The following is a 20,017-nucleotide window of genomic DNA, read 5'->3' on the forward strand; positions in this document are numbered from 1 at the left end:
CTCCTTCACATACCCCCCAGGGAGACCTCAATGACCACAGAAGAGGATTCCAAGCGCCTCGCCGAGCTCGGTTACAAGCAGGAGCTGGCGAGGACCTGGAGCGGTTTCTCCAACTTCGCCATCTCCTTCTCCATCATCTCGATCCTCGCCGGCTGCTTCACCACGTTCGGCCAGGCCTGGAACAACGGCGGCCCCATCGCCATCTCCTGGGGCTGGCCGCTGATCTCCATCTTCATCCTGATCATCGGTCTCTGTATGTCGGAGCTGGTCTCCGCGTACCCGACGGCGGGCGGCATCTACTGGTGGGCCGCCACGATGGGCAAGCCGATCCACGGCTGGTTCACCGGCTGGCTCAACCTGATCGGCCTCATCGCGGTCACCGCGTCGGTCGACTACGGCTGCGCCACGTTCCTGAACATCACCATCAACCGGCTCACCGGCGGCGGCTGGGAGGCCTCGCTCGGGAACGCGTTCCTGCTGTTCGTGATCATTCTGGTGCTCCACGCGCTGATCAACATCTACAGCCACCGGCTCATCTCGCTGCTGCAGAACATCTCGGTCTGGTGGCACGTGGCGGGTGCCGCGATCGTGGTGGCGATCCTGATCTTCGCCCCGACCCGCCACCAGACGGTCGGCTTCGTCTTCACCGACACCATCAACAACTCCGGCTTCGGCTCCGGTGAAGGCGGCATACCGTTCTGGTTCTACGTGCTGCCGCTGGGCTTCCTGCTCACGCAGTACACGATCACCGGCTTCGACGCCTGCGCGCACGTGTCGGAGGAGACGCAGGGCGCCTCCACGGCGGCGGCCCGCGGACTCTGGCAGTCGATCTTCTACTCGGCGATCGGCGGCTGGATCCTGCTGCTGGCGTTCCTGTTCGCCGCGACGAACGTGGACGAGATCAACAAGCAGGGCGGCTTCGTGGGCGCCATCTTCGAGACCGCGCTCTCCTCCCCGCTGGCCACCGCGATCTTCGCGATCTCCACGATCGGCCAGTTCTTCTGCGGGATGAGCTGCGTGACCTCGATGTCGCGGATGACCTACGCGTTCTCGCGAGACGGTGCTGTCCCGGGCTGGCGGCTGTGGTCCAAGGTCGACGTCAACCGGACTCCGGTCAACGCGATCATCGCCGGCTGCGTGGTGGCCGCGCTGATCACGCTGCCCGCGCTCTGGGCGCCGCCGGGCTCGACCACTCCGGTGGCCTTCCTCGCCGTCGTGTCGATCGCGGTCATCGGGCTCTACCTGGCGTTCCTCATCCCGATCTGGCTACGGCTGCGCATGGGCGACAGCTTCCGGCCCGGCCCGTGGACGCTTGGCCGGAAATATCGGGCCATGTGCTGGATCGCCTGCATCGAGATCGTGATCATCTCGATCTACTTCATCATGCCGATCAAGCCCTCGGCGATCCCGGGCAACGAGAAGTTCACCTGGACGGACGTGAACTACGCGCCGGTCCTGGTCGGGGTCGTACTGATCGGCATCGCCCTGTGGTGGAAGCTGTCGGCCAAGCACTGGTTCACCGGGCCACGCAGGACGGTCGACGAACTGCCCATGCCTTAGGACGCCTCGAAAGCCGTGGCCACGGCCGAGCGGACGATGTCCATCGACGTGGCCTCGAGCTCCCTCTTGAGGGAGGTCATGTCCACGTCGGGCATGCCGCAGGCGACGGCCCAGTGCCACGGCTCCAGGTCGCCGTCGACGTTGAGCGCGAAGCCGTGGCTGGTGACGCCACGGCTCTGCCTCATGCCGATGGACACGACCTTGCGCCCCGTCTCGGACGTCCAGACACCCGTCAGCAACTCGGACCCGGGCGGGGTGTCGCGGCGCTCCGCGGGCAGGCCCAGCGCGCCCAGCGCCTCGACCAGCCGGAGCTCCACCTCCCGCACGTAGTCGACGATGCCCTCCTCCTCGCCCAGCTTGACGATGAGGTAGCCGACGAGCTGGCCGGGGCCGTGGTAGGTGAGCTGGCCCCCGCGGCCGGTCTCGACCACGGGGATGCCACGCGACGGGTCGGGCAGGTGAGTCACCGGCGTGCGGCGGCCGATCGTGTAGACCGGCGGGTGACTCAGCAGCCAGAGCGTGTCCGGCCGCTCGTCCCGTTGGCGCTCACCGACGAGGTCGGTCATGCGCTCCATCGCCTTGTCGTAATCGACGAGCTCATCCTGAACGAGTGTCAGCGGCCTTGCCCTCATGCGTCCCAGGATAGGACGTCTAGTAGCGCTTCGGCTCCTCGGGGATGAGGATCCACATGATCACGTAGACCACCCAGAGCGGCCCGGGAATGAGCGACAGCAGCAGCCAGAGGATCCGGACGAGGGTGGGAGACCAGCCCAACTTGTCGGCGAGACCGCCGCAGACGCCGGCCAGGATTCTGTGCTCTCGTGAGCGGTACATCGTGTTCCTCCGTTGGTTGCACCTACCTGAGAAACGGATGGTCAGGCAGGAGATATCCCACTAGGAACCCCGAGAAAACCCTGAGAGGGTCAGCCACTCATGCGCCTGGGCGAGATGTCGGCTGGTCAGGCCCTCTCTCGGCTCGACATGAATGAGCAGGAAATCATCGAGACCCTGAGTGCCCCTGAGGTATTCCTCGTCCTCCAGCCACACCTGGTCGTCGAACCAGACGAACGGCCTGCGATCGACATAGGCGGCCACATGTGGCGTCTTGAACATCTCACCGTACGAGCCGCCCCGGTCCGGCCCCATGGGTATGACGGGCAGCTCGGGCAGGCCGATCCGGGGCCCGATCCACTCGTTGGCGTGCTGTTCCCAGGTCGTCGCCCAGACCAGCTCGGCCCCGGTGACCAGGGCCAGCTCCAGCAGCCTGGTGCCGTGCCTGGGGTTGAGGTGCACGGTGTAGACCTCCTCGCCGACATTGCACTGGTAGCGGCGGAAGTCGGGTGTGGGCCGCCTGAACGGGTTGAGCACACCGTCGACGTCGAGCAGCAGCAGTGGTCTCATCGGCCGGCCCGATGCTCCTGCGGGCTGACGCCGCGCACCCGCTTGAAGGCCGCGCTGAGCGCGAACGGGCTGCCATAGCCGACCTGCCTGGCCACCGAGCCGATCGTCATGTCGGGCTCGCGCAGCAGGTCGGCGGCCAGAGCCAGCCGCCAGCCGGTCAGGAACGCCATGGGCGGCTCGCCGACCAGCTCGGTGAAGCGCCTGGCCAGCGAGGCCCGCGAGACGCCCACCTGCGCGGCCAGCGTGGCGACCGTCCAGGGGTGGGCCGGGTTGTTCTGCAGCATCCGCATGGCCCGGCCGACCACCGGATCGCTCTGCGCCTGATACCAGGCCGGCGCCTCGTGGGTGGCGAACCAGGACCGCAGCACGGAGATGAGCAGCAGGTCGAGCAGCCGGTCGAGGACCGCTCCCTGCCCCGGCTGGTCCTTGACGATCTCGGTGGCCAGCAGCGGGAGGAGCGGGTCTCCCTGCTGGACCAGCAGCGTGGGCAGCACGTCCAGCAGCCGCCTGCTCACTTCCCCCTCCATGTGGTAGGTGCAGGTGATCACCACGGTGTCGCCGTCCGTGGCGTTGCCCCAGGTGCGTACGCCCAGGTCCAGGTCCTGGTACAGCGACTCCCCGTCGATCGTGGCGCAGCGCTGGCCAGGGAGGATGACGACCTGCGGCGGCGTGGCGGGGTCGTCGGCCACCGTGTACGGCTTGGGCCCGCGCACGATCACCACCTCCCCGGGGCGCAGCCTGGTGAGGTCACCGTCGTCGGGCACCACCCACGCCTCCCCGCGCACCATGACCACCACCGTGAGCGGCGCCTCGTCCTGGATCCGCAACGACCAGGGCGGATCGAGGATGGAGCGGAGCATGAAGGCGCCCCTCGCCCGCGGACCGTCGAGTAGAGCGGCAAGCTGGTCCATGGGTTAGACGATCGCATATGGGATTGCGCTTCTCAACCATGGAGAGTCTCAGCCTTCGGCGGCTTACTTGAGCCATGACAACTTTGGTGCTGGGCGGCACGGGCAAGACCGGCCGCCGCGTGGCTCACCGGCTCACCGTACTCGACCATCCGTGGCGGATCGGCTCGCGCTCCGCGAGACCGCCCTTCGACTGGACCGACCGGTCGACGTGGGCGCCCGCGCTGGACGGCGTCGACTCGGCGTACGTGACCTACTACCCGGACCTCGCCTTTCCCGGGGCCGTCGAAGCCGTCGAGGCGTTCACCGAGCTCGCCGTGTCGAGCGGCGTGGGGCGGCTGGTCCTGCTCTCGGGCCGGGGCGAGCCGATGGCCGAGGCGAGCGAGCGGATCGTCCAGACGTCAGGGGCCGACTGGACGATTGTGCGGTGCAGCTGGTTCATGCAGAACTTCAGCGAGGGCTACCTGCTCGACGCGGTGCTCGAAGGAGTGATCGCGCTGCCGATCGCGGACGTTCCCGAGCCGTTCGTGGACGTGGACGACATCGCGGACGTCGTGGTGGCGGCGCTGACCCAGGAGGGGCACACCGGCAAGCTGTACGAGCTGACCGGGCCGAGGCTGCTCACCTTCGCGGACGTGGCCGCCGAGCTGTCCAAGGCCACGGGCCGGGATATCTGCTATGTGCCGGTGACGGCCGATCAGTTCGCGGCGGGGGCGCGGGAGCAGGGCGTGCCCGAGGACGAGATCGAGGGGCTGAACGGGCTGTTCGCCGAGGTCCTCGACGGCCGCAACGCGCACCTGGCCGACGGCGTACGCCAGGCGCTCGGCCGGCCCGCCCGCGACTTCTCCGACTACGCCGCCGCGAACGCCCCGGCCTGGACCCTGCGCTAGCTGGGCCGTGCGTCAGCGCACCACCTTGGCCGGGTCCCAGCCCGGGCCGGGCACGGAGGCCAGCAGCAGGCGCGTGTAGGGGTGCTCGGGCTCGGACAGCACCCGTTCGACCGGGCCCCGCTCCACGACCACCCCCCGGTGCAGCACCAGCGTCTCGTCGCACAGATGCCGGACGACGGCCAGGTCATGGCTGACGAACAGCAGGGCCACGCCCGAGTCGCGGCGTACCTGGGCCAGCAGCTCCAGGATCTGGGCCTGGATGGAGACGTCGAGCGCGGCCACGGCCTCGTCGAGCACCAGGACCGACGGCTCGACCGCGAGGGCCCTGGCGATCGCGAGGCGCTGCCGCTGGCCGCCGCTCAGCTGGTGCGGGCGCGCGCCGGCCTCGCGGCTGCCCAGGCCCACCTGGTCGAGGAGTTCGGTGGCGCGGCCGGGCGGCTTGCCGTGCAGGCGGAGCGAGGTGTGCAGGCATTCGGTCGCGGTCAGCCGGGGGTCCAGCGACAGATAGGGATCCTGGAAGACCATCTGGATCTCGCGGGCCCTGCGCAGCCTGGCCGCCCTGCCGCGCTCCTTCGGGCCGCGGGCGCGGCCGGCCACAGTGATCGTGCCGGAGTCGGGGGTGACCAGGCCGACCAGCATCCGGGCGATCGTCGTCTTGCCGGAGCCGGACTCGCCGACCAGGCCGAGCGAGCCGCCCGGCGGCAGCTCGAAGGAGACCTCGTCGGCGGCCACGGTGCTCTGGAAGGACTTGCAGAGCTTCTGTACGGCCAGCATCGAGTCTGGGACGGCTGGCATCGGGTCTGGTACGGCCGGCATCAGGCCTCCACGAGGCGGCAGGCGGCCGAGCCGCCCGCGACGGTCAGGGGCCGCGGCTGCCAGGTGTCGCACTCGGCGCTCGCGTGCGGGCAGCGCGCCGCGAACGGGCAACCGGTGAACGCGTCGTCGAGCGACGGCGGCCGGCCGGGAATGGGGCGGATCGGGCGCGGGTCGCCGAGCTCGGGCGTGCAGGCGAGCAGCCCGGCCGTGTACGGATGCCGCGGGTCCGCGAACAGCTCCTTGGCCGGCCGGGACTCCACCGCCGTCCCCGCGTACAGCACGTGCACCCGGTCACAGTAGGCGGCGGCCAGGTGCAGGTCGTGCGTGATGAACAGCATGCCGAGCTCCCGTTCGGCCTGGACGCGGCGCAGCAGGGCGAGCGTCTCGGCCTGGGTGGTGACGTCGAGCGCGCTGGTCGCCTCGTCGGCCAGGAGCAGCGCCGGATCGGCGGCCAGCGCGGCGGCGATGACCACGCGCTGGAGCATGCCGCCGGACAGCTCGTGAGGGTACTGCCGTACGCACAGCTCGGGGTCGCGCATGCCGACGGCGGCCAGCAGCTCCAGGGCCCGCGCCCGTGCCTCGGCCTTGGGCCGGCCCAGGGTGTGCACCATGCGTTCGGTGAGGAAGTCGCCGATCCGGCGTACCGGGTTGAGCGACGAGCGCGGATCCTGGTAGATCATCGACACCTGCGAGGCACGCAGGTCCCTGAGCGCGGCGGGGCTCATCGAGAGCACGTCGGCACCCGAGACCAGCACCCGTCCCGAGACCGTCGCCCCCTGCGGCAGCAGGCGGAGCACCGCGCGGGCGATCGTGGACTTGCCCGAGCCGGACTCGCCGACCAGGCCGACGACCTCGCCCTTGCCGACGCTCAGCGACACGTCGCGCAGGATCGGCCGCCGGCCGCCCGCCTCGATCGTGAGGTCCTCCACGGAGAGCAGCATCAGGTTCCCCTCACGCCCATGCGGTCGGCGAGCCGTACGCCGATCACGTTGAACGACACGACCACCAGGGCGATGGCCGCACCGGGCACCAGCACGGGCAGGAAGGCGCCCTGGACGATCGCCGGCTGCCCCTCCTTGACCATGAGGCCCCAGTCGGACGACGGCGGCTGCGCGCCGAACCCCAGGAAGCTCAGCGTGGCCAGGCTCATCAGCCCCTCGCCGAACAGCACCACGAGGTAGCCGACGATCGAGCGGGCCATGTTCGGCACCAGGTGGCGCACGCAGATGGCCAGGCCGCCCATGCCCTGCACCCGATAGGCGTCGATGTACGGCTTGCCGCACTCGGCCAGCGCGACGCTCCTGGTGTACTTGGCGATCGTCGGCGCGTAGGCCAGGCCCAGGGCGATGACCGCCGTGGTCATGCCGTTGCCGAAGACCGCCACGATCAGCACCACGAACAGCAGTCCGGGGAAGGCGTACATCACGTCGGTCACCCTGGACACCACGGTGTCGACCCAGCCCCGGTGCCAGGCCGCCAGCGTGCCCAGGGCGACGCCGAGGGCCGAGGCGATGGCCAGCAGCACCAGCGGCCCGACCAGCGAGGTCCTGGCGCCGTACAGGATCCGGGTGAACAGGTCGCGGCCCGACTGGTCGGCGCCGAGCAGGTGCTCGGGCGAGACCGGCGCGAGCGAGCCGGCGAAGTCGACCGCGTCCGGCTCGTACGGCGTGACCAGCGGCGCGCACACCGCGGCGACCACGACCAGGGCGAGGAAGGCGGTGGCGAGCAGGTAGCCGAGCGGCCGGGCCGGCCGCGGGGACAGGGTCGCGACAGCAGTCATGCCCGCCTCCTTGCTCGGGGGTCGATCAGCGGCTGGACCAGCTCCACCAGCGTGGTCACCAGGATGTAGGCGGTGACCATGAGCAGCAGCACCGCCTGTGTCACGGGGAAGTCGTGCGTGTTGATCGCGTTGACCAGCAGCGAGCCGATGCCGCTGAGGCCGAACGCGGTCTCCACGGTCACCGTCCCGGCGAGCATGCCGGCCGTCACCAGCCCGCACATGGTCACGATCGGGCCGAGCGCGCCGCGGAACACGTGCCTGACCACGATCAGCCGCTCGGCCAGCCCGGAGGCGCGGGCGACGGTCACGTGGTCGAGCTCGCGCTGCTCGACCATGGCCTGCCTGGTGACCCGGCTGATGATCGCGAGCGCGCCGAGCGCCAGCGTCACGGCGGGCAGGGTCAGGTGCCAGAGCGAGCCGCCGCCCATGACCGGGAACCAGCCGAGCCGGACGCCGAACAGCGAGATCAGCACGGTGGCCACCACGAACGGCGGCACGGAGGTGGCGAACGTCGTGCCCGCCACCACCGCCGCGTCGGTCCGCCCGCCGCGTACCGCCGCCAGCACGCCCAGCGCGATGCCGAACACCACGAACAGCACGGCCGCGTAGGCGACCAGCCCGAGCGTGCTCGGCAGCCGCGCCGCCAGCAGGTCGCCCACCTGGTCGTTGTACTGGGTCGACCGCCCCAGGTCACCCGTCACGGCGTCGCCGAGCCAGCGCCCGAACTGGACGAGGAACGGGTCGTCCAGGTGGTATTGAGCGCGGACGGCCGCCAGATACTCGGGCGTCAGGTTCTCCTTGCCGCCCGCCAGGAACGTCACCGGGTCACCGGGCGCCGCGTACGACGCCCCGAAGATGACGAACGAGGTGACCAGCAGCGTCGCGAGCAGGCCCGCCAGCTTGCGGACCATGGTCAGCCCTTGGCCCCGAGATCGGCGGCCCACGGGTAGCCCATGTAGACCTGGGAGGCGGGCGGCCCGGTCACCTTGCCGCCGAGCACGACCGCGGACGGCACCTCGACGAGCGAGATCCACACCATGTCGGCGGTGAACCGCTGCTGCAGGTCGATGACGTCCTTGGCGCGCTGGGCGTCGTCGGTGTCGGCCAGCGCCTTCGCGACGAGCGCGTCGTACTCGGGCGAGCTGAAGCCGACCCAGTTGTTGGCCGAGCCCGTCAGCCCGTTGTCGTAGAAGCCGATCGGGTCGGACTTGGTGATGTACCAGTCGTCGGGCACCAGGTCGACCTGGGCGCGCAGCGACTTGTCGGTGTAGAAGCTGCCGAACTCCGACGGCGGCACGGTCTTGATCTGCGCGCTGAGCCCGATCTTCTTGGCCGCGTCGACCACCGCGTTGGCGATCACCGTACGGGCCTCGTCGCCGTTGGTGGCCACCACGATCGGCTCCTTGGGCGTGCCGGCCTCCTGGACGAGCTTCTTGGCCTCGTCGAGTGACGGCGTCTCGGGCGCGCCGGAGAGCTGGTCATAGGCGGTCTGGAACGCCTGCTTCTCGTACGACCAGGCGCCCGCGCCCACCGGCACCTTCCACGGCCTGGCCAGCCCGGCGAACCCGGACTTGGCGATGCCCGCCCGGTCCACCGCCAGCGACAGCGCCCGGCGGATCTTCGGGTCCTTCAGCACGCCGCGGTCGGTGGGCAGCAGCACGTACACGCGTGTGGTGGGCCCGTAGGCGACGTTGACCGCCTGGTTGCCCTGCAGCGCGACCGCCGGGCCGGTCTCGGAGAGGTACGCGCCGTCGGCCGCGCCGGTCGTCAGGCTGTTGACCAGCGCGGTGTCGGCGGCCCACTTGAAGGTCACCGTCTTGGTGAGCGGCTTGACGTCCTTGTTCCAGTAGGAGGCATAGCGCTCGATGGACAGCTCGGTGCCCGACTTCCAGTCCTTCACCTGGTAGGGCCCGCTGCAGGCGTCCTCGTGGCCCGGCGTGCCGTACTCCTTGCCGAGCTTGTCGACGATCTTCTTGTTCAGGACGATGCCGCCGCCGCCCGCCATGGCCTGGACGAACAGCGCGTTGGGCTTCTTGAACGTGATCGTGACCTTGCCCTCGCCGGACTTGGTGATCGAGTCGACGTCCTCGAACTCGTCGGACTCGTCCATGCCCTCGCCCGCGTGCCGCTTCAGGCTCCACACGACGTCGTCGGCGGTGACCGGCGTGCCGTCGTGGAAGGTGGCGTCCTTGCGCAGGGTCAGCACCATGGTCTTCGGGTCGGGCTGCTCGACCTTCTCGGCCAGCCACGGCTTGACCGTCATGTCGGGCTGCGTCTGCATGAGCCGCTCGCAGACGTTGGCCATGACCGTGCGGTTGTTGGTGTTGCCGTCGATGTCCATGTCCAGCGTGCCTGGCTCCTCGTCGAGCAGCCAGGTGGCCGAGTCGAGGGCGCCCGTCGCCTTGGCCGTCTGGTTGACCAGGGTGAGCTTGGCCGGGTCGGGCGCCTTGGTGGTGGCGGCCGGGCCGCCGCACGCGGCGGTGAGCCCGATCAGCCCGACCAGGGCGAGTGTCTTCTTCACAACGTCTCTTCTCCGTGCGGTCCGTCATAGAGGTTCCAGGGCACGCGCTCGTACTCGTGGTCGCAGGGCGTGCCGGCCGCGATCAGATAGTCGCCCGTGGTGAGGTCGACGCAGCTCGACAGCAGGGTGGCCCACCGCTTCACGGGGGGCTGGGTCTCGTCTGGGTGGGTGCAGAGCGACTCGGGGTAGCCGAGGTGGTCGGACATGGCGTGCCTGATCAGCTTGCGCGCCTCGGCACTGCCGGACGCGTGCCGTACGGCCCGCAGGCCGCCCTCCGCGCGCGGCACCCGGAACAGCGAGTCGGCCGAGCCGGGGCGGTAGGTGGCGGCGAGCTGGGGCGGCATGAACGCCTGGTAGTGGTTGCCGTGCACGAGCAGCCCGTCGGTGGGATACATCCAGCCGACCGGTCCCGGCGTGGTCTCCAGGTCGATCGCGAAGCCGTCGCGATGGGTGATCAGCGCGTTGCTGGCGATGTGGGCCCGCGACTTGGTCAGCGCCTCCAGCGCCGCGTTGAGGTCGGCGCTGTCGAGCACCCGGCGCCTGATCAGCGTCTGCGGCACGCCGATCGCGTCGTCGAAGCGCCCGCCGAGCCCGTTGGCGTTGAGCGCGATGCCCGCCGAGTTGGCCCCCTGCCGCCCGACCTGACCCGCCTCGACATGCATGATCACCGTGGGTTTCCCCGGCTGGACCACCCTGAGCACCATGAGCGTGTCGGACACGCCGTCGCGCCAGTCCCAGTTTTGCCCCGCGTAGACGTGGCCGTCGCCGGACGCCTGCTCCAGCAGGGCGAAGGAGGTGCACCCGTCGGGCTCCATGGAGTTGAACGTGATGTCGTAGATGATCTCCCCGCGGGCGTTCAGCGCGACGATGTCGAGGAAGTCCAGGCCGGCGCCCTCGGCGACGCCCTCCATCTCCTCGACCAGGTCGGGGGCGAACGCCTTGCTCGGCTCCACCCAGCGCGCCGCGCGCTGCGTCACCTGCGGCCAGGTCAGGCCGCTGGAGTGGCCGAACGCCTCGGTGTAGTAGGCCATCGCCCGGTGGATCCGGTCGCGGGCCTGCTCGCCGTACTGGCGGCCGCGTTCTCGCGGACCGCCGGCGATCTCGACGACGGGCAGGGAAGTGAGGCTCAATGGTTCTCCTTGGACCGGCCGATTGCCTGTAACGTTCATTTCAGCGAGGCAACGATTCTGTAGCGGTCGTTTCCAAGCAAGAGTAATGAGCGCTACACGGGAGTCAAGAGTCGTAATGGAAAATTCACACAGCCCGATCGAGCAGCTCAGGAGCGTGGTCAAGCAGCTCTGGGACGAGCTGTCGCCGGCCGAGCGAGCCGTGTGCCAGTTTCTGATCTCCGCCGCGCCCGAGCAGATCCTCTTCTCCAGCGCGCAGGAGCTGGGCACGGCCTCCGGCACGAGCAACGCCACCGTGATCCGCACCATGCAGCGGCTCGGGTTCGGCGGGCTGCCGGGGCTCAAGCGGGCACTGGCCGGCGAGTTCACCTCGGCGGTCGCGCCCGACGTACGTCTGCGGCAACGCATCAGCCACGTCGGCCACGACCTGTCGGCGATCTGGACCAGGGTCTTCGACGAAGCCCGCGAGCGCGTCGACCACTGTCATCGGCTCTATGACGCCGAGGCGTTCCAGCGCGCGATCGAGGTGATGGCCCACGCGAGCTCGGTGCTCGTCTACGGCGTGGGCGCCTCCGAGCCGGCGGCGCGCTACTTCGCGCTCAAGCTGGGCCGCCGCGGCCACCGCGCCCGCGCGGTCTCGGCCACCGGCTTCGCGCTGGCCGACGACCTGCTCTCGCTCGGGCACGGCGAGGCCGTCGTCATCTTCCAGCCCGGCCGCAAGCTCAGGGAGCTCACGGTCCTGATCGACCGGGCGCACGCGGTGGGCGCCGGCGTGATCCTCATCTCGGACGAACTGGGCGGCACTTTCGCCGACCGCGTCGACGCCGTGCTGGCCGCCCCCCACACCCCCACCGGCATCAGCGCCGAGCCGCTGACCGGCATCATCGTGGCCGACGCGCTGCTGCTGGCGCTCGACTCGGTCGACGAGACCCGCTCCGTCGAGCACTCCCACCAGCTGACCGCCCTCCGCGAGCAACTGCTCGGCCCGCGGATCCGCTAGCCTCGCCTGGTCACTTACGCGGGCGCAGGAAGGGTGAAGTCGTGATCGGCTGGCTCGAGGCAGTGGTGCTGGGGCTCATACAGGGCCTCACGGAGTTCCTGCCGATCTCTTCCAGCGCCCATATCCGGGTGGTCTCCGCGTTCTTCGGCTGGCCGGATCCCGGCGCCGCGTTCACGGCGGTGATCCAGCTCGGCACCGAGACCGCCGTGCTGATCTACTTCAGGAAAGAGATCTGGGAGATCATCTCCACCTGGACCCGCGCCCTGTGGACACCGGACCTGCGCAGCCACTACGCGGCCCGCATGGGCTGGTACGTGATCGTCGGCTCGCTGCCCATCGGCGTCCTGGGCATCGTGTTCAAGGACCAGATCGAGACGGTCTTCCGCGACCTGCGCCTGGTGGGCACCACGCTGATCGTCTTCGCCATCATCCTCTGGTTCGCCGACCACACCGCCCGCAACAAGCTCACGCTGGAGAAGCACCTGAGCTTCACGCACGCCATCGTGTACGGCTTCGCGCAGGCGCTGGCGCTGATCCCCGGCGTCTCCCGCTCCGGCGGCACGATCACCGCGGGTCTGCTGCTCGACTACCGGCGCGAGGACGCCGCCAAATACTCCTTCCTGCTGGCCATCCCCGCGGTCCTGTCGTCGGGCCTGCTGGAGGTCGCCCAGATCGGCGGGACCACGGCTCCCGCTTGGGGCCCGACCATCCTGGCGACGATCATCTCGTTCTTCGTCGGCTACGCCGCGGTGGCCTGGTTCCTGAAGTACATCGGCAGCCACCGCTTCACCGCCTTCGTCGTCTACCGCATCCTGCTGGGCCTGTTCGTCATCCTCGCGGTCACGATCGGCTGGATTCCCGCTCAGGGCTGACGGGCGCGCTCTCGCTCGGCGAGCTCGACGAGTCGGCCGGCTCCGGCCGGTAGGTGACCAGCGTGAACAGCAGCGCCAGCAGCCCGAGACCGGTGGCCAGCACGACCACGCCTGTCCGGCCGTACCCGTCGAGTGCCAGGCCACCGGCGATGCCCGCCACGAACAGCCCGACGTACTGCGCCGACGACAGCAGCCCGAGACCGATCGGCACGTTGTGCGGCACGGCCGCGACGGTCCTGTACTGCTGCGCCGGCCCGACCAGCCAGCCGAGCGCGCCCCAGCAGAACGCCCACGCCAGGGCGACGGGCAGGGCGAGGTTCGCGACCGGGATGAGCGCCATGAACACCGTCGAGGCGGCGATGCCGATCAGCACCATCCGCCGCGGCCCGTACGCGTCGGTGAACCGCCCGCCGAGCTGGTTGCCCACGATCCCGCCGATCCCCCATGCCCACAGCACGGCGGGCAGCGGCAGGTCGAACAGCGAGCCGATGTAGGTGTAGGCGGCGAACGCGGCGGCGAACATCAGCAGCTGCGTCGTCAGCACCGCCACCACGCGCCGGTCGGCCAGCGGGGCGAACCGATCGGCCAGCCGTCGCGTCGTCTCGATCATGACGTCGGGCACCACGGCGGCCACCCCGGCGAACCCGACCACACCGAGCCCGACCACCAGCCAGATCGTGGCCCGCCAGCTCGACGCGGCGCCGAGCCAGGTGCCCAGCGGCACGCCGATCGCCGACGAGACGGTCAGGCCGCCCATGACCAGCGCGAGCGCGCGGCCACGGCGTTCCGGCGAGGTCAGCGCGGTGGCGACGCCGGAGGCGGTCGGCGTGAACATCGCCGCACCGGCCGCGGCGATCACTCGGGTGGCCATCACCAGCGGGTACGTGGGCGCCAGCGCGGTCAACGTGTTGCCCAGCACGAACACGCCCAGCGCGATCAGCAGCACCCGCCGGCGCGACAGCCGGGCGGTCAGGGCGGCGAGCGGCGGCGACAGCAACGCGTAGGCCAGCGCGAACACGGTCATCAACTGACCGGCCGCCGACGGCGAGATGTTCAGGTCACGGGAGATGGGCGCCAGCAGCCCGGCGGTGACGAACATGCCGGTGCCGACGGCGAAGTTCCCGAGCGCTAGGGGGTAGAGCCGACTGCTCACTGGGTCTCCTTTAGTTGGATGCCCATCAAACTGACGCATAGTTGGATTGTTGTCAAACAATAAGACGGAGGTAAGGTCGGACCATGCGCCTGCTCCCACATCCGGCCACCGAGGACATCCAGCTCACCGAGGTGTTGCGCGCGCTGTCCGATCCCGTACGCATGGAGATCGTCATCCGTCTCGCCCTGCGCGGCGAGATGACGTGCACCACCGCGGGGGACGACCTCGGCGTCCACAAGTCGACCGCCTCGCACCATTACCGGGCGCTGCGCGAGGCCGGGGTGATCATGTCGAAGCAGGAGGGGCGGCTGAAGTACATCAGCCTGCGGCGCACCGACCTCGACGCCCGCTTCCCCGGCCTGCTCGACTCGATCCTGTCGGCGGCCCATGTCCCGGTCTGAGCGACGGCCCACGTCTGACGGACGGCCGGTTTCCCCGGCTGACGGACGGCCGGTTTCCCCGGATGACGGGCTGCCTATCCGGCATGTCCTGTCCGAGCTGCTCGGGGTGCTCAATGGCGTCGGCGCGGCCGTCCTGACCTCCCCGCCCGGCACGGGCAAGACCACCGTCGTGCCGCTCGCGCTGGCGGAGGCCGGGCTACGCGTCTTGGTGGCGGAGCCGCGACGACTGGCCGTACGAGCCGCCGCCAAGCGGATGGGCGTCAGCTACACCATCCGCGGCGAGCGGCACACCGGCGCGAACCCTATGGTGGAGGTCGTCACCACCGGCGTACTCCTTCAGCGGCTCCAGCGCGACCAGGAGCTGCCCGGCGTGGACGTGGTGATGCTCGACGAATGCCACGAACGCCACCTCGACGCCGACACCGCCCTGGCCTTCCTGCTCGACGTACGGGACACACTCCGCCCCGACCTGCGCATCCTCGCCGCCTCGGCCACCCCGGACGCCGCCCCATGGTCCCGCCTCCTCGGCGACGCCCCGATCGTCCACGCCTCGGGCGCGACCCACCCTGTAGAGATCGTGTGGACCCCACCGGTACGCCCGACCGCCCCACCACACGGCCTCCGCGTCGACCCCGCCCTGCTCTCTCACGTCGCCCAGGTCGTCCGGCAGGCACTGACGGAACGGGACGGCGACATCCTGTGCTTCCTCCCCGGCACGGGCGAAATCGCGAGGGTGGCGTCGATGCTCGGTGGCGTGGAGGTGCTTCAGGTGCACGGCCAGGCACCGGCCCGGGTCCAGGACGCCGTGCTGTCGCCCGGGGCGGGCCGCCGGGTGGTGCTGGCCACGTCGGTGGCGGAGTCGAGCCTGACCGTGCCAGGGGTGCGCGTGGTGGTGGACTCCGGCCTGGCCAGGGAACCGCGCACCGACCACGCCCGGGGACTCGGCTCACTCACCACCGTACGAGTCTCGAAGGCCTCAGCCGACCAGCGCGCCGGCCGGGCGGGACGAGAGGCCCCCGGCACGGTGTACCGATGCTGGACAGTGGCGGAACACGAGCGCCTCGCCGACCACGCCCGGCCGGAGATCGCACTGGCGGACCTCACGGGGTTCGCCCTCCAGGCCGCCTGCTGGGGCACCCCGGACGCCTCCGGCCTCGCCCTCCTGGACCCACCCCCACCCGCCGCGATGACCGCCGCCACCCGCACCCTCCACACCCTGGGCGCCCTGGAGCCGGCCCCCAACAACTCCGCCTACCTGCCCGCGTACGCACTGCACGACGACACCGATCGAACCCCGAGCACCGGGGCCGATCAGGCGTTGGGCGATGGCGCCGATCGGGTGACGTGGCGCGTGACCGAGCGAGGCCGGCGAATGGCGCTCGTCGGCGTACACCCGCGCCTGGCCAGAACGCTCCTCGACCTCGGACCGCGCGCCGCCGAGGTGGTGGCGCTCCTGTCCGACCAGCTCCCGCGGGAGGCGGGTGACGACCTCGTGGAGATCTGGCGCTCGGCCCGCCACGGCCGCGACGGCTTCACCGCCCGCTGGCGCCAGGAGGTCCGCCGCCTCACCAGAAGCACCCCACAAGCCCGAGCAGACGAGCGGGACATGACCGACGATGCGATGGCCGGGCTGGCGGTCGCGTTGGCGTTCCCCGAGCGGGTGGCGCGGCGGCGTGGCGGCGGCTACCTGATGGCGTCCGGCACGCAGGCCCAGTTGGCCGAGGGGTCGCGGCTCGGCGAGGCGAAGTGGCTGGCCGTGGCGGTGGCGGACCGTCCCACCGGGTCGGCGTCGGCGCGGATCCGCCAGGCCGTGGTGATCGACGAGGAGACCGCCAGGCTGGCACTCCCGGTCACCACCGAGGAGGAGATCGCGTGGCGCACCCCGCCGGGCGAGCGCCGCGGCGACGTGTCCGCCCGCGCGATCGAACGGCTCGGCGTGATCGAGCTCTCCTCCACCCCGCTGAAGAACGCGGACGTGCGAGAGGCCATCCTGTACGGCCTGCGCACCGAAGACGTGCTGACCTGGACCAAGGAGGCCACCGCGCTCAGGGACCGCCTGGCGTTCTGCCATCGCGAACTCGGCGACCCATGGCCCCCGATGGACGACCTGACCGCCCTGGCCGAACGCTGGCTGGAACCGGAACTCTCCCGCGCCCGCCGCCGCGCCGACCTGGAGCGCATCGACGTGGCCACCGCCCTGAAACGGCTGATCCCCTGGAACCGCCGGCTGGACGAGGTGGCGCCCGAGCGCATCGCGGTGCCGACCGGCTCCCGCGTCCGTGTGGACTATTCGGGCGGGCAGCCGGTGCTGGCGGTCAAGCTGCAGGAGCTGTTCGGCTGGACGGAGACGCCGAGGATCGCCGGCGTGCCGCTGCTCGTACACCTGCTCTCCCCCGCCGGCCGCCCGGTGGCGGTCACCGCGGACCTGGCGTCGTTCTGGCGCGACGGCTACCGTGCGGTCCGCGCGGAACTACGCGGCCGCTACCCCAGACACCCTTGGCCGGAGGACCCACTGACCGCGGCCCCCACCCGCCGCACAAACCCGAGATGACCCGCACGGCCGGGCGAGCCGGGTGAGATGGAGTGCGAGATGACCGATGACCGGCTGCTTGAGGCGGCGCGCAACAACGCCGAGTGGTGTGACGCGGTATGCCGCTCACACGGATCGCCCGGCACATTCAGCGCCCTGAGCTGGACCAACCCCAGCGCCACCCCGCCCTACTACCCCGACGCCATCACCCTCTCCCCGGACGCGACCTGGACCGACCTGCGGGACGGGGTCGAGGGCAAGGAGAGCGCCTCCGTCAAGGACAGCTTCGCCGCGATCCGGCCGCCCGGCTGGGACCTGCTGTTCGAGGCCGAGTGGATCCACCGCCCCGCCCCCGCGAACGAGGCCATCGCCACCGCGGCGACCGGTGACGTCGTCGACTGGGCGGTGGTCCGCGACCCAGGCACGCTCCGTGACTGGGAGCGCGCCTGCTTCCCCGGGCAGGACAACGACCTGTTCCGGCCGTCGTTGCTGCGCGAAGTCACCGTGCTGGCGGGCCGGATCGGCGGCGACATCGTGTGCGGGTCCGCGCTCAACGCGAGCGGCGGCGTCGTAGGGGTGTCGAACGTGTTCGCCTCCGGCTGCGACCTGGACGCCGCCTGGTCGGGCACGGTGGCGCTGGCGGCCGAGCTGTTCCCCGGCCGCCCACTGGTCGGCTACGAGACCGACCCGGCCCCCGCGTCCCGGCACGGCTTCACCCCGATCGGCCCACTCCGTGTGTGGCTGAAGGCATGACCCCGCACGCGCCGGCCCGGCCCGGAGACGCCCCGGAGGACCTCGGAGCACGTCGCCCGCAGCACCGCACCCGACCTCACAGCACGTCGTCCACCGTCGGGTTCGTCAGTACCTCGACCGGCTCCTCCCCCACCCCCACACCCTTGAACCCGCTGGACGTGGCGATGCAGACCACCGGCCCGTCGAAGTCCCGCCCCAGCTTGCGATAGGCCGCCAGCCCCGCGGCCCCCGACACCTCCTGCCACAGCCCCCGGGCCGCGAGTGCCCGCTGCGCCGCCCGCATCTCGTCGTCGGTGACGAGTAGCGCCTCGCCGCCGCTGTCGCGCACCGCCCGTACCCCCCGGTGCCCGCCCACCGAGCAGCCGATGCTGTAGGCCTCGGTGTGCTGGAGCGAGACGATCGCGGCCGGCGCGCCCGTGGCGACGGCCCGGGCGATGGGACCGCCCGCGACGGCCTCGCAGGAGAACATGAGCGGCGTCGCGCCCGCCAGCCCCAGCCGGCGCAGCTCGGTGAATCCCTTCCACACGCCGTAGAGCAGCTCCGCGTAGCCCGTCGGCGCGAACACCGCCGCGGGCACCCCGCCGAGCTGCAGGAACAGCTCGTAAGCGATCGTCTTGTAGCCCTCGGGACCGAACGGGTGCCCGGTGTGGGTGACGGTCAGGTTGCTGACGGGGTGGTAGCCGAGCCGGTCCACGATCTCGCGCATCAGCGGCCAGCGCGCCTCGACCGGCACGGCCAGCACCTTGGCCCCGTACGCCCGGACGAACGAGTGGACGGCGGGCGGCGCGTCGGCCGAGGCGAGCACGATCGCGGGCAGGCCGGCGCGGGCGGCGTACGCGGCGGCCGAGGCGCCGTGGTTGCCCGACGAGGCCACCACCACGCCGGGCGCCCCCGCGCCCAGGGCCGCGCTGACCGTGATCCGGTTGAGCCGGTCCTTGTGCGACCAGGTGGGATTGCGTGACTCGTCCTTGACGTACACGCCTTCCAGCGGGATCAGCGGCGTGCCGCCCTCGCCCAGCGTGGGCGCGTGCAGCGGCGGCAGCAGCGGTGACCAGCGGGCGAGGTCGGGGCCGGGCTCCTGCTCGAACAGGCTCGCGCCGACCCGTGCGTAGTCGTAGTCGACCTCGACCGGGTAGGCCAGCGAGGCGGTGCTGGTCGTCGGGCAGCCACGGGTCAGCGGCGGCCACAGCGGATACGTGATCGAGGGATCGCCCAGGGAACGCTGGCCCGAGGCAAGGGATGGTCCGTTCACGCCGCCCAAGCCTAAACGCGATATCATCGTGATATCACTTCGATAGCAAGGAGCTGGAATGGAAAGACGCGCTTTCCGCCTGAACGGTTTCCTGGTCCTGCTCGTCCTGCTGGTGCTCGCCGCGATCGCGGCCGTGGTGTCGCTGGAGGATCTGGCCCTCGTCTGGGTCGTCGTCTTCGTGCTCGTCGCCAGCGGGTTCACCGTGGTCAACCCCAATGAGGCGAAGGTGGTGCAGTTCTTCGGCCGCTACATCGGCACGGTCCAGGACGCGGGCTTCGTGTGGGTGCTGCCGTTCAGCTACAAGAGCAAGATCACGCTCAGGGTCCGTAACTTCGAGACGGCCAAGCTCAAGGTCAACGACGCCGACGGCAACCCCGTCGAGATCGCCGCGGTCGTCGTCTACAAGGTGACCGACGCGGCCAAGGCCAAGTTCTCGGTGGACGACTATGAGAACTACATCGCGATCCAGTCGGAGGCCGCGGTGCGCCACCTGGCCACCACCCACCCGTACGACTCGCACGACCCCTCGCGCACCAGCCTGCGCGACGGCGCGGAGGTGGCCACCGAGCTCACCGCCGAGCTGCGCGACCGCACCGAGCTGGCCGGGATCGAGGTGGTGGAGGCCCGCATCACGCACCTCGCGTACGCCCCGGAGATCGCCCAGGCCATGCTGGTCCGCCAGCAGGCCGGGCAGGTCGTGGCCGCGCGCACCCGGATCGTCGAGGGCGCGGTGGGCATGGTCCATCTCGCGCTCGACCGGCTGGCCGCCGAGGGAGTGGTCGAGCTGGACGAGGAGCGCAAGGCGCAGATGGTCTCCAACCTCCTGGTCGTCCTCTGCGGCGACCGGGCGATCCAGCCGGTGGTGAACACCGGCAGCCTGTATGCCTGAGCGCAAGAAGCTCCTGCTGCGCCTCGACCCGGCCGTCTACGACGCGCTCGCCAAGTGGGCGGCCGACGATCTCCGCAGCGTCAACGCGCAGATCGAGTACGCGTTGCGGCTCGCGCTGAAGCAGGCGGGCCGGGAGCCTCGCAAGGAAGAGTGAAAACCCGCAC

At 70.7% G+C, this 20,017-nt stretch carries 21 protein-coding genes; 9 read left to right on the forward strand and 12 right to left on the reverse strand.

The genetic code is table 11. The annotated features are described in order from the left end of the window. Nucleotides 1-30: 30 nt before the first annotated feature. The gene (locus AB0B91_RS50795) at nt 31-1,560 is read left to right on the forward strand and encodes an amino acid permease (RefSeq protein ID WP_358337473.1); all 1,530 of its coding nucleotides are present in this window, start codon (nt 31-33) and stop codon (nt 1,558-1,560) included. On the opposite strand, the gene lipB is transcribed toward AB0B91_RS50795, so the two are convergent. The 4 genes from lipB to AB0B91_RS50815 are packed head-to-tail and all read right to left on the reverse strand — an operon-like array spanning nt 1,557 to nt 3,872. Next, a complete protein-coding gene (gene lipB, locus AB0B91_RS50800) occupies nt 1,557-2,192 on the reverse strand; it encodes a lipoyl(octanoyl) transferase LipB (protein WP_358337476.1) in 636 nt (211 codons plus the stop codon). The genes AB0B91_RS50795 and lipB overlap by 4 nt on opposite strands. 19 nt (nt 2,193-2,211) lie before the next feature. Then, nucleotides 2,212-2,394 (reverse strand): PspC domain-containing protein, encoded by a 183-nt coding sequence (locus AB0B91_RS50805; RefSeq protein ID WP_358041665.1) that lies wholly within the window; start codon nt 2,392-2,394, stop codon nt 2,212-2,214. Nucleotides 2,395-2,454: 60 nt separating this feature from the next. Next, nucleotides 2,455-2,961, reverse strand: coding sequence for an HAD domain-containing protein (locus AB0B91_RS50810; RefSeq protein WP_358337479.1), 507 nt, complete (start codon nt 2,959-2,961; stop codon nt 2,455-2,457). Continuing rightward, on the reverse strand, nt 2,958-3,872 hold the full coding sequence (locus AB0B91_RS50815; RefSeq protein ID WP_358337482.1) for an AraC family transcriptional regulator: 915 nt from the start codon (nt 3,870-3,872) through the stop codon (nt 2,958-2,960). The genes AB0B91_RS50810 and AB0B91_RS50815 overlap by 4 nt, the downstream gene beginning before the upstream one ends. Before the next feature lie 74 nt (nt 3,873-3,946). Between AB0B91_RS50815 and AB0B91_RS50820 the strand changes: the two genes are divergently transcribed. Then, on the forward strand, nt 3,947-4,759 hold the full coding sequence (locus AB0B91_RS50820) for an NmrA family NAD(P)-binding protein (protein ID WP_358337485.1): 813 nt from the start codon (nt 3,947-3,949) through the stop codon (nt 4,757-4,759). A gap of 12 nt (nt 4,760-4,771) precedes the next feature. Here the strand turns inward: AB0B91_RS50820 and AB0B91_RS50825 are convergent, their stop codons facing one another. From AB0B91_RS50825 to AB0B91_RS50850, 6 genes are read right to left on the reverse strand one after another with little or no spacing between them, the layout of a single operon-like run. Then, nucleotides 4,772-5,575, reverse strand: coding sequence for an ATP-binding cassette domain-containing protein (locus AB0B91_RS50825; protein WP_358337488.1), 804 nt, complete (start codon nt 5,573-5,575; stop codon nt 4,772-4,774). Continuing rightward, on the reverse strand, nt 5,575-6,516 hold the full coding sequence (locus AB0B91_RS50830; protein ID WP_358337491.1) for an ABC transporter ATP-binding protein: 942 nt from the start codon (nt 6,514-6,516) through the stop codon (nt 5,575-5,577). The genes AB0B91_RS50825 and AB0B91_RS50830 overlap by 1 nt, the downstream gene beginning before the upstream one ends. Next, nucleotides 6,516-7,355: an ABC transporter permease gene (locus AB0B91_RS50835; protein ID WP_358337494.1), complete on the reverse strand. Its 840-nt coding sequence runs from the start codon at nt 7,353-7,355 to the stop codon at nt 6,516-6,518. The genes AB0B91_RS50830 and AB0B91_RS50835 overlap by 1 nt, the downstream gene beginning before the upstream one ends. Beyond that, on the reverse strand, nt 7,352-8,266 hold the full coding sequence (locus AB0B91_RS50840) for an ABC transporter permease (protein ID WP_358337496.1): 915 nt from the start codon (nt 8,264-8,266) through the stop codon (nt 7,352-7,354). Before AB0B91_RS50840 ends, AB0B91_RS50835 begins: the two co-directional genes overlap by 4 nt. Before the next feature lie 2 nt (nt 8,267-8,268). Further along, entirely contained in the window at nt 8,269-9,876 is a 1,608-nt protein-coding gene (locus AB0B91_RS50845; protein ID WP_358337499.1) for an ABC transporter substrate-binding protein, read from the reverse strand. Then, nucleotides 9,873-11,006 (reverse strand): C45 family peptidase, encoded by a 1,134-nt coding sequence (locus AB0B91_RS50850; RefSeq protein WP_358337502.1) that lies wholly within the window; start codon nt 11,004-11,006, stop codon nt 9,873-9,875. Before AB0B91_RS50850 ends, AB0B91_RS50845 begins: the two co-directional genes overlap by 4 nt. 115 nt (nt 11,007-11,121) lie before the next feature. On the opposite strand from AB0B91_RS50850, the gene AB0B91_RS50855 reads away from it, so the two are divergent. Beyond that, nucleotides 11,122-12,003: a MurR/RpiR family transcriptional regulator gene (locus tag AB0B91_RS50855; protein ID WP_358337505.1), complete on the forward strand. Its 882-nt coding sequence runs from the start codon at nt 11,122-11,124 to the stop codon at nt 12,001-12,003. A gap of 41 nt (nt 12,004-12,044) precedes the next feature. After that, nucleotides 12,045-12,875 carry an undecaprenyl-diphosphate phosphatase gene (locus AB0B91_RS50860; protein WP_358337508.1) on the forward strand — a complete coding sequence of 277 codons (831 nt, stop codon included), beginning with the start codon at nt 12,045-12,047 and terminating at the stop codon, nt 12,873-12,875. Here AB0B91_RS50860 and AB0B91_RS50865 read toward each other — a convergent pair. Further along, nucleotides 12,844-14,028: an MFS transporter gene (locus AB0B91_RS50865; protein ID WP_358337511.1), complete on the reverse strand. Its 1,185-nt coding sequence runs from the start codon at nt 14,026-14,028 to the stop codon at nt 12,844-12,846. The genes AB0B91_RS50860 and AB0B91_RS50865 overlap by 32 nt on opposite strands. A gap of 83 nt (nt 14,029-14,111) precedes the next feature. On the opposite strand from AB0B91_RS50865, the gene AB0B91_RS50870 reads away from it, so the two are divergent. From AB0B91_RS50870 to AB0B91_RS50880, 3 genes are all read left to right on the forward strand, one after another. Continuing rightward, nucleotides 14,112-14,429 (forward strand): helix-turn-helix transcriptional regulator, encoded by a 318-nt coding sequence (locus AB0B91_RS50870; RefSeq protein ID WP_358337514.1) that lies wholly within the window; start codon nt 14,112-14,114, stop codon nt 14,427-14,429. A gap of 106 nt (nt 14,430-14,535) precedes the next feature. After that, nucleotides 14,536-16,980 carry an ATP-dependent helicase C-terminal domain-containing protein gene (locus AB0B91_RS50875; RefSeq protein ID WP_358337517.1) on the forward strand — a complete coding sequence of 815 codons (2,445 nt, stop codon included), beginning with the start codon at nt 14,536-14,538 and terminating at the stop codon, nt 16,978-16,980. A 39-nt stretch (nt 16,981-17,019) separates the two neighbouring features. Beyond that, nucleotides 17,020-17,712, forward strand: a complete 693-nt coding sequence (locus AB0B91_RS50880) for a hypothetical protein (RefSeq protein WP_358337520.1) — start codon at nt 17,020-17,022, stop codon at nt 17,710-17,712. Nucleotides 17,713-17,788: 76 nt separating this feature from the next. Here the strand turns inward: AB0B91_RS50880 and AB0B91_RS50885 are convergent, their stop codons facing one another. Beyond that, nucleotides 17,789-18,964, reverse strand: coding sequence for a pyridoxal-phosphate dependent enzyme (locus AB0B91_RS50885; RefSeq protein ID WP_358337522.1), 1,176 nt, complete (start codon nt 18,962-18,964; stop codon nt 17,789-17,791). Between the two features lie 58 nt (nt 18,965-19,022). Between AB0B91_RS50885 and AB0B91_RS50890 the strand changes: the two genes are divergently transcribed. After that, a complete protein-coding gene (locus AB0B91_RS50890) occupies nt 19,023-19,853 on the forward strand; it encodes an SPFH domain-containing protein (protein ID WP_358337525.1) in 831 nt (276 codons plus the stop codon). Next, nucleotides 19,846-20,007 carry a hypothetical protein gene (locus AB0B91_RS50895; RefSeq protein ID WP_358337528.1) on the forward strand — a complete coding sequence of 54 codons (162 nt, stop codon included), beginning with the start codon at nt 19,846-19,848 and terminating at the stop codon, nt 20,005-20,007. Before AB0B91_RS50890 ends, AB0B91_RS50895 begins: the two co-directional genes overlap by 8 nt. Nucleotides 20,008-20,017: the final 10 nt, after the last annotated feature.

Origin of the sequence: Nonomuraea sp. NPDC049141 (assembly GCF_040648415.1) — a bacterium.
Lineage (GTDB): Bacteria > Actinomycetota > Actinomycetes > Streptosporangiales > Streptosporangiaceae > Nonomuraea.

Bases quoted from the DNA above. Each gene is read 5' to 3' on its own strand.
- AB0B91_RS50835 (WP_358337494.1), bottom strand. From the start codon at position 7,355: ATGACTGCTGTCGCGACCCTGTCCCCGCGGCCGGCCCGGCCGCTCGGC.
- AB0B91_RS50795 (WP_358337473.1), top strand. From the start codon at position 31: ATGACCACAGAAGAGGATTCCAAGCGCCTCGCCGAGCTCGGTTACAAG.
- AB0B91_RS50880 (WP_358337520.1), top strand. From the start codon at position 17,020: ATGACCGATGACCGGCTGCTTGAGGCGGCGCGCAACAACGCCGAGTGG.
- AB0B91_RS50825 (WP_358337488.1), bottom strand. From the start codon at position 5,575: ATGCCGGCCGTACCAGACCCGATGCCAGCCGTCCCAGACTCGATGCTG.
- AB0B91_RS50895 (WP_358337528.1), top strand. From the start codon at position 19,846: ATGCCTGAGCGCAAGAAGCTCCTGCTGCGCCTCGACCCGGCCGTCTAC.
- AB0B91_RS50840 (WP_358337496.1), bottom strand. From the start codon at position 8,266: ATGGTCCGCAAGCTGGCGGGCCTGCTCGCGACGCTGCTGGTCACCTCG.
- lipB (WP_358337476.1), bottom strand. From the start codon at position 2,192: ATGAGGGCAAGGCCGCTGACACTCGTTCAGGATGAGCTCGTCGATTAC.
- AB0B91_RS50830 (WP_358337491.1), bottom strand. From the start codon at position 6,516: ATGCTGCTCTCCGTGGAGGACCTCACGATCGAGGCGGGCGGCCGGCGG.
- AB0B91_RS50810 (WP_358337479.1), bottom strand. From the start codon at position 2,961: ATGAGACCACTGCTGCTGCTCGACGTCGACGGTGTGCTCAACCCGTTC.
- AB0B91_RS50820 (WP_358337485.1), top strand. From the start codon at position 3,947: ATGACAACTTTGGTGCTGGGCGGCACGGGCAAGACCGGCCGCCGCGTG.
- AB0B91_RS50870 (WP_358337514.1), top strand. From the start codon at position 14,112: ATGCGCCTGCTCCCACATCCGGCCACCGAGGACATCCAGCTCACCGAG.
- AB0B91_RS50890 (WP_358337525.1), top strand. From the start codon at position 19,023: ATGGAAAGACGCGCTTTCCGCCTGAACGGTTTCCTGGTCCTGCTCGTC.
- AB0B91_RS50805 (WP_358041665.1), bottom strand. From the start codon at position 2,394: ATGTACCGCTCACGAGAGCACAGAATCCTGGCCGGCGTCTGCGGCGGT.
- AB0B91_RS50855 (WP_358337505.1), top strand. From the start codon at position 11,122: ATGGAAAATTCACACAGCCCGATCGAGCAGCTCAGGAGCGTGGTCAAG.
- AB0B91_RS50815 (WP_358337482.1), bottom strand. From the start codon at position 3,872: ATGGACCAGCTTGCCGCTCTACTCGACGGTCCGCGGGCGAGGGGCGCC.